The sequence below is a fragment of the Streptomyces sp. NPDC056061 genome (assembly GCF_042266885.1).
GTDB lineage: Bacteria > Actinomycetota > Actinomycetes > Streptomycetales > Streptomycetaceae > Streptomyces.
The window spans coordinates 217,879-228,142 of sequence record NZ_JBHJWQ010000011.1; the positions used below are offsets into that span (position 1 = coordinate 217,879).

Here is a 10,264-nt window from a genome sequence, read left to right on the forward strand (position 1 = left end):
ATCGGAGGCCCGGTGTGAGCGGCGGATTCATCGGACGCGGCTGGGGCTTCCCGCTGCGGGTCGGCCCCACGGGCGGCATCGGCATGGTCGAGCGGGACCAGGAGATCGAGGAGGCGATCGGCCTGATCCTCGGCACGGCCCCGGGCGAGCGTCCGATGCGCCCGGAGTTCGGCTGCGGCATTCACGACTACGTCTTCGCCCCCGGTGACGGCGCCACCGCCGGGCGCATCGCGCAGGAGGTCCGTACGTCGCTGGAGCGCTGGGAGCCGCGCATCGAGGTGACCGACGTGGTCATCGCGTTCGACGCCGTCGATGAGGGCACCCTGTACATCGACGTGCACTACTCCGTACGGGCCACCAACGACCTGCGCAACCTGGTCTTCCCCTTCTACACCATTCCGTCCTCCGAGGGCTCCGCGGAAGCGGGGGTGCGCTGATGGCCCTGCCCTCGCCCAACCTGGACGACCGGCGCTTCCAGCAACTCGTCGACGAGGCCAAGCGCTACGTCCAGCAACGCTCCCCCGAATGGACCGATCACAACGTGTCGGATCCCGGGGTCACCCTCATCGAGACCTTCGCGTACATGGTCGACCAGCTGCTGTACCGGCTGAACCGGGTGCCGGACAAGAACTACTCGGCCTTCCTCGACCTGCTGGGCGTCACACTGTTCCCACCGACGGCCGCACGGGCGGAGGTGGACTTCTGGCTGTCCGCGCCGCAGCCGGAGACCGTGCTGCTCCCGGCGGGCACGGAGGTCGCCACCTCGCGCGGCGAGGCCGAGGAGGCGGTGGTGTTCTCGACCTTCGACGACCTGCCGATCGTGCCGAGTTCGCTGGTCCGGCTGGTGACCGCGCCGGCGTCGGGCGAGCAGACCGATCGCAGCGCCCCGCTCGGCGCCGGTCAGGACATTCCCTGCTTCCAGTCCCGGCCCGAGCCGGGCGACGCAGTGCTGTTCGGGCTGCCCGCCGCCGTCCCCCGGTGCATCGTCGCCGTGCGCCTGGACAGCCGCGTGGAGGGCGTGGGCGTCGATCCGCGGCAGCCGCCGTTGGTGTGGGAGGCGTGGGACGGTGCCCGTTGGGTGACGTGCCGGACCGGCACCGACAGCACCGGCGGGCTGAACAGGCCCGGCGAGGTCACCGTGTTCGTCCCCGCCGGGCACACCGCCTCGGTGGCGGCGGGAACCAGGGCGGGATGGCTGCGCTGCCGGGTCACCGCGCCGGAGCCGGGCCAGCCGTTCTACTCCGAGTCGCCGACGATCCGGGAGGCCGAGGTGTTCACCGTCGGCGGCACCGCGGACGTCGAACACGCGGAGACCGTCCTGGACGTTCCGCTCGGCGTCTCCGAGGGCGTCGCCGGGCAGCGCTTCACCGTGAACAGGGCGCCGTTGCTGCTGGACGGGGAGCCGCCGGTCGTCCAGGTGTCCTCCGGGGAGGGCTGGCAGGTGTGGAGCGTCGTGGAGCACTTCGGTGCCTCCCGGCCGGACGACCGGCACGTGCGGATCGACGCGGTCGCCGGGGAGTTCGCGTTCCCGCCCGAGGTGCGCGAACCGGACGGGACGATACGTGCCTGCGGTGCCGTGCCCGAGAAGGGCGCGCAGTTGCGGGTCCCCCGCTACCGCACGGGCGGCGGGGCGGCCGGGAACGTCGCCCGGGGCGCCATCAACGTGCTGCGCAGCTCGGTGCCGTACGTGGCGAGCGTGGACAACCGCGAGGCGGCCAGGGGCGGTGTCGACGGCGAGACGGTGGCGAACGCCAAGGTGCGGGCGCCCAACATCCTGCGGGTGCAGGAGCGGGCGGTCACCGCCGCGGACCACGAGATCATCGCCCGCGAGGCCGCCCCCTCCCTGCGCAGGGTCCGGTGCCTGCCCGCCGTCGCGGGCGAGGGCGGCGCGGTGCGGGTCCTGGTGGTGCCCGACGCCGTCCCCGACGAGGGCGGCCACCTGCGGTTCGAGCAGCTGATCCCGCCGGATTCGGTGCTCTCGGCGGTCGCGGCCCGGCTCGACGAACGGCGGCTGGTCGGGACCCGGTTGGTGGTGGAGCCGCCCGCGTACCAGGGCGTGACCGTGGTCGCCAGGCTGGTGGCGGGCGGTCGCGACGTGGACCGGGTGCGCAACGAGGCGCTCGCGGCGCTGTTCCGCCACATCGACCCGCTGCGGGGCGGGGCGGACGGGGCGGGGTGGCCGTTCGGCAGGGCGGTGCAGTACGGCGAGGTCTTCGCGGTGCTCCAGGGCGTGCCGGGGGTGGGTCTGGTGGAGGAGGTGCGGCTCTTCCCGGCCGACCCGATCACCGGCCGGCGCGGGTCGGCGCAGGAGCGGATCGACGTCGCCCCGGGCGCCCTGGTCTTCTCGCACCAGCACCAGGTCGTGGTCACCGCGGCCGGTGACGGCTCATGACCAGGGCCGCGGTGCCGGGACTTCCCAGCCGCTATCCGATCGGCGGGCTGCTGCCCGCGCTGTACGCGGACGACGATCTGGCCCAGCGGTTCACCGCAGGTCTGGACACCGTTCTGGCGCCCGTCCTGTCCACCCTGGACAACCTTCCCGCGTACGTGGATCCGGCACTTGCCCCTGCCGACTTCCTGCCCTGGCTGGCGTCCTGGGTGGGCGCCGACCTCGATCCGGCCCTGCCCGAGGAACTGCGGCGGGCCGTCGTCGCCCGTGCCGTCGAACTGCACCGGTGGCGCGGCACCCGCCGCGGGCTGGTCGAGCACCTCCGGCTGTGTTTCGACGTCCACGCCGACATCCGGGACGGCGGCGGTGTCGCGTGGTCGTCGGCGCCCGGAACCGATCTGCCCCCGGCGCCGACCGGTGAGCTGTTGGTGCGGGTCTGGCCGGCGCACGACCGGCCGGTGGACGCGAACCGCGTCCTGGACGTCGTCACGGCCTCGTGCCCCGTACACCTCGGGTGCCGGGTGGAGATCCTGCCGGGCCCGCCGGAAGAGACAGGAGGCTGAGCCATGCGCCCGTGTCCGGCGTGCGGTGCGTCCAACCGCGAGGACGACGAATTCTGCGGGAACTGCGGTTCCTACCTGGGCTGGTCATCCCGGCCGTCGCAGCCTCCGGCCGGGGCGGAACCCGACGCCCCGGCGGAACGCACGGAGCGTACGGAACCCGCCGGTCCGACGGAACCCGCGGCACCGGCCGGTCCGGCGACGACGCCGGCAGCCGCCGCTCCGTCTCCTTCAACCCCTCCGGCCGCCCCGGCCGCTCCGGCCCCTCCGGCCGCCCCGGCCGCCCCGGCCGCTCCGGCCGCTCCGGCGAACGGGGCCGCCCCGGCAAGCACCGGTTCCCCGTCCCGGACCCCGCCCGCCCCACGTCCTGTTCCTCCGGTCGAGCCCGTGCGCCCCGGCACCCCGGAACCTGCAGAACCGCCCATCGGCCGTCCCGCACCGGCCCCGGTGCCGCCTGCCCCGGACGCGCCCGTGGGCGCCGTGCAGCCCGCCGCGCCGATCGCCCGGCGTCCCGTCGTCAGGCCCGTGGACACCGACGAGGAGCCCGACGGGCCACCGTGCCCGGCATGTGGCACCCCGAACCTGCCGGAACGCCGGTTCTGCCGTCGCTGCGCCGCGCCGCTGCAGGCCCGGGAAGGGCCGAAGCCACTGCCCTGGTGGCGCACGATGTGGCCGTTGCGCCGCCGGGTGCGGGGCGGCGGAACGGGCCGGGTGCTGCGGCGGTCCCTGCTGGTGCTGTTGATCGTCGGGCTGCTGTTCGTGGGCTACCTGCTCCTGCCGGCCGGGCGCCTCCTCATCGAGGACGTGCGGGACAAAAGAGGCGGAACCGAGGGCATCAGCCCGGTGAGGGCCACCGCGAGCTCCGCGACCCGCGGCCATCCGGCGACCGCGGCCATCGACGGGGTGACCAACACGTACTGGGGAGCGCCCGCGCTCGGCGCGTCGCTGACCTGCTTCTTCGACAAGCCGTTCCGGCTGGTGGGCGTCACCGTGTACACCGGGGTGTCGAAGGAGCCCCAGGAGTTCCGACAAGGAGCACGGCCCACCCGGGCGGACATGATCGTCACCACGGCGGACGGTGATGTCCACAAGAGGGAGCTGACGTTCACCGACAAGCCCGAACCGCACACCGAGCGGTTGGGCATCAGCGATGTCGTCTCCGTCGAGTTCGTGCTGCGCGCGGCGTCCGGCCAGGGCGAGGGGCGGCCCATCGCGGTCGGGGACGTCGAGTTCTTCAAGCGCACCTGAGGCCGGACGCCCGGCCGCGCACGGATCGCGGCCGGGCGCCCCCGGTCCGTCCTCAGTTCCCCTTCCCCGCCCGTACCGGCCGGGTGGAGGCACGCGGCAGCAACGTCGCGGGGACAAGACGGTGCTCGGGTCCCGCTCCGGCCTCCGGCGGCCGCCGTATCACGTCGATCAGCAGCTCGGCCGCCTGCCTGCCGATCTCCTCGGGCGCCAGGTCGAGTGCGGTGAGCGCGGGTCGGGCGCTGCGCGCGAACTCGCCGTCGGCACCCACCACGATCTGCACGTCGTCGGGCACGCCGAGGCCGAGTTCGCGGCAGACCGCGAGGGTGGCGAAGCCGAACTTCTCCATCACGACATACAGCGCGTCCGGCCGGTCGGGCCGGGTGAGCAGGCGGCGCGCGGCGGCGGTGGAGTCGGTCCCGGACTCGGCACGGTCCATGAGCACCGGGCGTCCGGTGCGCTCGCACCAGTCGCGGTAGGCGCTCGCCGCGTCCTCGTCGTAGGACTGGCCGGTCGAGCCGGTGAGCAGCCCGATGCGGCGGGCGCCGGTGGCGGCGAGATGATCCAGGGCGGCGACGGCACAGGTGGACAGTTCGTTGTCGACCCAGGGAAAGGAGTCCTTGCGCGACAGGTCGCGGCCGGTGGTGACGACGGGGACGCCCATGCCGGCGAGACGGCCCAGCAGCGGGTCCTCGGTCAGCGGGTCGATGACGATCGTGCCGTCCAGCGGCAGCGACTCGAAGGGGCGTCCGTCCAGCGACGGCGGGACGAGCACCAGCGAGTAGTCGTGTGCCATCGCCGTCCAGGTGGCCGCGTTCACGATCTTGACGAAGTACTCGATGTCCGTGATGCCGCCCTCGACGGCGGTGCGGTGGGTCAGGCCGAGCAACCCGGTGCGGGCACCGCGCAGCCCGCGCGCGTTGGGGTTGGCGCGGTAGCCGAGCTCCGCGGCGACGGCGAGGACGCGCTCGCGGGTCGCGGCGCCGACCCGGCCCACCCCGTTGAGCGCGTGCGAGGCGGTGGTGACGGAGACACCGGCCCGGCGGGCGACCTCGCGCAGCCCGCCGCTGCCCTTGGCCGCGCCCGGCGCGCGTGGGGCGGAACGCGCTCCCCGCGGGGCGGCACGGCCCGTCGGCTCTGTGACGTCTGACATGACGGTGAGCCTACCGGTTGACTGCCAAAACGTTTAGGCAGTACCGTCCGCAACGTTGCCAAAACGTTTGGGCACCTTTCCCGCGGACCTTCCCGGGGACGTGCCCCTGCGGGCGGCCACCCCCTCGCACACCGTCGTGCACCTCTCGTTCCGGCCCCGCCGGACCTCCCCGTACACCAGCCGCCCCGTCCCCCTCCGGGCCGGGACGCGAGTCCGCAAAGGACGCCTGCCGACCATGGCCGAGGCCACCACCGCCGCCCCGCCCGGATCCACCGGACCCGCCCCATCCGCCGTGTCCGACGCGTCCCCCGCGTCCGTCTTCACGGTCGAACAGCGCGGCATCGACGCCGTACCCGCCGAGGAGCGCCAGGGCGGACCGACCCGGCTGCTGGGTCTCTGGGCCGGAACCAACACCACCGTCTTCACGGTCGTCTACGGAGCGCTCGTCGTCTCCTTCGGCCTGTCCTTCTGGTACGCGGTCGCGCTGATCGTCGCCGGCAACGTGCTGGGCTTCGCCGTCACCGGTCTGACCAGCCTCCAGGGCCCGCGCACCGGCACCTCCACGCACTCCGTCTCCCGGGCCGCCTTCGGGCCGCGCGGAGGGCGGCTCCCGGCGCTGCTGAGCTGGGTGATGCTCGTCGGGTTCGAGGCGGGCGGCATGGTGCTGATCGTGCTCGCGGGCCTGGCGCTGCTCGACCAGGCCGGCGTCACCACCGGTACGCCGGTGAAGCTGCTGGTCATCGCCGTCGCGGCGGGCCTCCAGATGCTCCTGCCGCTGTCCGGGTACCACCTGATCATGAAGGTGCAGAAGCACTTCGCCTGGATCTTCGCCGCGATGTTCGCGGTCATGGCGTTCCTCGTCGTGCCCAAGGCCGACTTCGGCAGTCACGGCGGGGCCCCGTCCCTGGTGACCGTCTCCCTGGTCCTCGCCATGGTCACCGCGTCGGGCGGCCTGTCCTGGGCCGACATGGGCAGTGACTACTCCCGCTACCTGCCCGCCGACTCCGCGCCCCGCAAGGTGTTCGCGTGCGCCGCGCTCGGCGGCATGGTGCCCAACATCCTCCTGCAGATCCTGGGCGCGGCCGTCGCCACCGCGACCACCAACGCCACCGACCCCATCTCCGGCCTGCCGGAGATCCTGCCCGGCTGGTTCACCACCCCGTACCTGCTGCTCGCGATCGTCTCGCTGCTCGCCGTGAACACCACGGACATGTACTCCTCGGGCCTGAACCTGCTGGCCGTGGGCCTGCCGATCAAGCGTTGGATGGTCGTGTTCATCGATCTGTCGCTGTGCACCGCCATCACGCTGTGGGCGGTGTTCTCCGCCGACTTCTACACCCTGCTGTCGAACTTCCTGAGCCTGATCGTGCTGTGGCTCGGTCCGTGGGCCGCCGTCTACCTCACCGACTGGGCCCTGCGCCGGGGCCGCTACGACGTGCCGTCGCTGTTCCCCGAGGAGACCGGCCGCAAGGGCATCTACTGGCACCGGGGCGGTGTCCGTCCCGCCGGTCTGCTCGCGGTGCTGCTCGGCTTCGCCGCCGCCATCCTCTGGGTCAACTCCTCGGTGTTCGTCGGCCCGCTGTCCGATGCCGCCGGCGGCCTGGACCTCTCGGTGTTCGCGGGCGCGCTCGTCGCCGGGGTCGTGTACTGGCTGCTCGCCCGCCGCACCGTCCGCGCCGAGGCCGCGCTCGCGCCCCCCGCCTGATCCGCGCCCTCCGCTTCGTTCCGTCTCTCCGTCCCGTACCAGCTTCTGGAGCCGAACCCCATGAACCACCCCAGCCTCCGCGCACTCATCGACGCCTCCGAGGGCGTCGTCAAGGCCGACCGGATCATCCGGGGCGGGCAGCTCGTCAACGTCTGCACCGGCGAGATCTACCCCGCCGACGTCGCCATCACCGGCGACCGGATCGCCGCGACCGGTGACGTGGCGGCGTACGAGGGTCCGGACACCGAGATCGTCGACGCGACCGGCAAATACCTGACGCCGGGGCTCATCGACGGGCACCTGCACCTGGAGTGCTCGAAGCTGTCGGTGACGATGTTCGCCGACGCCGTGGTCCGGTACGGCACCACCTCGGTCGTCTCCGGGCTCGACCAGTTCCTCGTGGTCGCCGGCCTGGACGGGGTGCGCGAGGCGCTGCGCGAGGCCGACGCGAGCCCGATGAAGATCTTCTGGGGTGCGCCGTTCAAGACGCCGTACACCCTGCCCGAGACGACCGTCGGCTTCGCCTTCGGGCCCGACGAGCACGCGGAGACGCAGGGGTGGGCGGAGTGCTTCGGGGTGTGGGAGACCGTCGCCGAGTTCGTCCTCAACCGCGACGAGAAGGTGCTGCGCGCCCTCGAACTCGCCCACCGCAACCGTCTGCCGATCTTCGGTTGCGCGCCCATGGCCGCGACGACCACGATCAACGCCCTGTCCGCCGCCGGTGTCCGGCTCGACCACGAGAGCTACACCGCCGAGGAGGCCCTGGAGAAGCTGCGCGCGGGCATGTCGCTGCTGATCCGTGAGTCGTCGGTGGCGCACTTCATGAACGAGAACGTGCGCACCGTCACCGAGTTCGGCGCCCAGTCGCGCCGCGTCGGCTTCTGCACGGACGACATGCACGTCGCCGACATCCTGCGCGAGGGGCACCTCGACAAGCTGGTGCGGATGGCGATCGCGGCAGGCGTGCGGCCGGTCGAGGCGATCCAGATGGCGACGCTCAACTGCGCCGAGATGTACCGCATCGACCACCTCGTCGGTTCCCTCACGCCGGGTCGCTACGCGGACGTGCTGATCGTCGACTCCCCCGAGTCGTTCCAGGTCGAGCGGGTGTTCTCGCGCGGCCGGCTGGTCGCCCGGGACGGCCGGACCGTCGAGGCGCCGAAGGCCCCCGAGCGTTCCGCCGCACTCTCCCCCGCCTTCGAGGTCGCCCCGCTGGCCGCGGGCTCGATCGGCGTCGCGGCCGATGGCGACGAGGCCCGCGTGCTGGTCGTCGAGATGGACCGCACCGTGCCGTTCGTGCGCAAGGGCGTCGAGATGACGCTGCCGGTGGTGGGCGGCACGGTCCGCGCCGACCTCGACCGGGACGCCCTCTACGTCACCGTCTCCGAGCGCTACGGGAAGACCGGCGGCGGCACGGTCACCGCGATGATCAACGGCTTCGGCCTGCGCTCCGGCGCGATCGCGTCCTCCGCCGCCCCCGACGACAACAACATCGTCTGCGTCGGTGCCGACCGCGCCGACATGGCCCTCGCCGTGAACCACCTCGCCGAGCGGGGCGGCGGCCAGGTCGTCGTGGACGGCGGCGAGATCAAGGAGTTCCTGCCCCTCCCGGTGGCCGGCATCGTCGCCGACCTCGCCCCGGAGGAGATGGCCGCGGCGGAGGACCGCCTGGAGGCCGCCGCCCGTGCGCTCGGCTGCGCGCTGCCCTCCGCCTTCGGGTACCTGATCTTCCTGGAGATCACCGCCATCCCCGAGTACGCCGTCACCGACCTGGGTGTCGTCAACTACCACACCCAGGACGTCGTCGACATCCTGAACCCGGCCGCCAACTGACTTCGTCCACCGAGGAGTTCACCCATGACCACCGCACCCGTGACCGTGGACGCGTTCATCGCCGGCCTGCCCAAGTGCGAACTGCACCTGCACATCGAGGGCACCCTCGAACCCGACCTGAAGTTCACGCTGGCCCGGCGCAACGGCATCGAGCTGCCGTACGCCGACGAGGCCGCACTGCGCGCCGCGTACGACTTCGACGACCTGCCCGGCTTCCTCACGGTCTACTACGAGGGAATGACCGTGCTCCGCACCGAGCAGGACTTCTACGACCTCGCGGCGGCCTACGCGGCCAAGGCGCACGCGCAGAACGTGCGATACGCGGAGATCTTCTTCGACCCGCAGGCGCACACCGCCCGCGGAGTCGCCTTCGACACCGTGATCCGGGGCCTGACCCGCGCGCTCGACGACGCCGAACGCGCCACCGGGTTCAAGGGCCGTCTGGTGATGTGCTTCCTGCGCGACTTCCAGGCCGAGTTCGCGATGACCACGCTGGTGCAGGCACTTCCCTACAAGGAGTGGATCACCGGTGTCGGCCTGGACTCGGACGAGGCGGGCAATCCGCCGGTCAAGTTCCGCGAGGTCTTCGCCCGGGCGCGCGCCGAGGGCTTCCGGCTGACCATGCACTGCGACGTCGACCAGAAGAACTCGACGGAGCACATCCGCCAGGTCATCGAGGAGATCGGGGTCGACCGCATCGACCACGGGGTGAACGCCCTGGAGGACCCGTCCCTGATCGAGCGGATCCGCGAGCGCGGCCTCGGCCTCACCGTGTGCCCGATCTCCAACGCGCACGTCACCGACGGCATGAAGGCCGCCGAGATCCGCGCCCTGCTCGACCAGGACGTGAAGGTGACGGTCAACTCCGACGATCCGGCCTACTTCCCGGGCTACGTTGCGGAGAACCTGGCCGCCCTGCGCGGGCCCGCCGCGCTGTCCGACGCCGACCTGGTGCGCCTCCAGCGCAACGCGATCGAGATCTCCTGGGCGGCGCCGGCCGTGCGCGAGGAGTTCCTGGCGGAGCTGGCGGCCTACGCGGCGCGCGACAGCGCCTGACGGGTCGTCCGGTGGGGGGTGTGCCGCGGTGCTTCGCGCGGCACACCCCCCCCCCCGCCGCTACGCCACCGGACCGACGACCGATCGCACCGCCCGGCGCGTTCCCGGCCCGATCGGGACCGGACGGTCCGCCCGGCCGCCCCGTCCCTCGACAGGCCGGTTGCGGACCGTTCCCTCTCCGCCGCCCGGACGGTCACCGCCCTCACAACACGACAATCGCGGTGATCAACGCGAGCGTGTACCACTGCTCGAACCTCCGGTAGGTCGCGTGGTCGTGCGCCCGCCGGCCCCCGCGGGCGACCCCCCCCCGCCCCAGCCCCCCG

Annotated in this window: 8 protein-coding genes and 1 pseudogene; 8 read left to right on the top strand and 1 reads right to left on the bottom strand. The window is 72.8% G+C overall.

The annotated features are described in order from the left end of the window. Positions 1-14 precede the first annotated feature (14 nt). The 5 genes and pseudogenes from ACFC79_RS18470 (at position 15) to ACFC79_RS18490 (ending at position 4,197) form a co-directional block, all read left to right on the top strand. On the top strand, positions 15-437 hold the full coding sequence (locus ACFC79_RS18470) for a GPW/gp25 family protein (protein WP_376241295.1): 423 nt from the start codon (positions 15-17) through the stop codon (positions 435-437). Continuing rightward, positions 437-2,392: a putative baseplate assembly protein gene (locus tag ACFC79_RS18475; RefSeq protein WP_376241297.1), complete on the top strand. Its 1,956-nt coding sequence runs from the start codon at positions 437-439 to the stop codon at positions 2,390-2,392. Before ACFC79_RS18470 ends, ACFC79_RS18475 begins: the two co-directional genes overlap by 1 nt. Further along, complete coding sequence (locus tag ACFC79_RS18480; protein ID WP_376241298.1) at positions 2,389-2,952, top strand: phage tail protein; 564 nt, start codon at positions 2,389-2,391, stop codon at positions 2,950-2,952. The genes ACFC79_RS18475 and ACFC79_RS18480 overlap by 4 nt, the downstream gene beginning before the upstream one ends. Positions 2,953-2,955: 3 nt before the next feature. After that, positions 2,956-3,018, top strand: a pseudogene (locus ACFC79_RS18485) (zinc ribbon domain-containing protein); the annotation flags it as partial. Positions 3,019-3,420: 402 nt separating this feature from the next. Next, positions 3,421-4,197: a zinc ribbon domain-containing protein gene (locus ACFC79_RS18490; RefSeq protein WP_376241331.1), complete on the top strand. Its 777-nt coding sequence runs from the start codon at positions 3,421-3,423 to the stop codon at positions 4,195-4,197. A gap of 52 nt (positions 4,198-4,249) precedes the next feature. On the opposite strand, the gene ACFC79_RS18495 is transcribed toward ACFC79_RS18490, so the two are convergent. Beyond that, entirely contained in the window at positions 4,250-5,347 is a 1,098-nt protein-coding gene (locus tag ACFC79_RS18495; RefSeq protein ID WP_376241300.1) for a LacI family DNA-binding transcriptional regulator, read from the bottom strand. A gap of 235 nt (positions 5,348-5,582) precedes the next feature. On the opposite strand from ACFC79_RS18495, the gene ACFC79_RS18500 reads away from it, so the two are divergent. The 3 genes from ACFC79_RS18500 to add are packed head-to-tail and all read left to right on the top strand — an operon-like array spanning position 5,583 to position 9,941. Continuing rightward, the gene (locus tag ACFC79_RS18500) at positions 5,583-7,052 is read left to right on the top strand and encodes a purine-cytosine permease family protein (protein WP_376241302.1); all 1,470 of its coding nucleotides are present in this window, start codon (positions 5,583-5,585) and stop codon (positions 7,050-7,052) included. A 60-nt stretch (positions 7,053-7,112) separates the two neighbouring features. After that, entirely contained in the window at positions 7,113-8,885 is a 1,773-nt protein-coding gene (locus ACFC79_RS18505) for an adenine deaminase C-terminal domain-containing protein (RefSeq protein WP_376241304.1), read from the top strand. Between the two features lie 24 nt (positions 8,886-8,909). Further along, the gene (gene add / locus ACFC79_RS18510; protein WP_376241306.1) at positions 8,910-9,941 is read left to right on the top strand and encodes an adenosine deaminase; all 1,032 of its coding nucleotides are present in this window, start codon (positions 8,910-8,912) and stop codon (positions 9,939-9,941) included. Positions 9,942-10,264 lie beyond the last annotated feature (323 nt).

Coding starts and splice junctions, on each gene's coding strand:
- ACFC79_RS18475 (WP_376241297.1), top strand. CDS start 437: ATGGCCCTGCCCTCGCCCAACCTGGACGACCGGCGCTTCCAGCAACTC.
- ACFC79_RS18480 (WP_376241298.1), top strand. CDS start 2,389: ATGACCAGGGCCGCGGTGCCGGGACTTCCCAGCCGCTATCCGATCGGC.
- ACFC79_RS18495 (WP_376241300.1), bottom strand. CDS start 5,347: ATGTCAGACGTCACAGAGCCGACGGGCCGTGCCGCCCCGCGGGGAGCG.
- ACFC79_RS18500 (WP_376241302.1), top strand. CDS start 5,583: ATGGCCGAGGCCACCACCGCCGCCCCGCCCGGATCCACCGGACCCGCC.
- ACFC79_RS18505 (WP_376241304.1), top strand. CDS start 7,113: ATGAACCACCCCAGCCTCCGCGCACTCATCGACGCCTCCGAGGGCGTC.
- add (WP_376241306.1), top strand. CDS start 8,910: ATGACCACCGCACCCGTGACCGTGGACGCGTTCATCGCCGGCCTGCCC.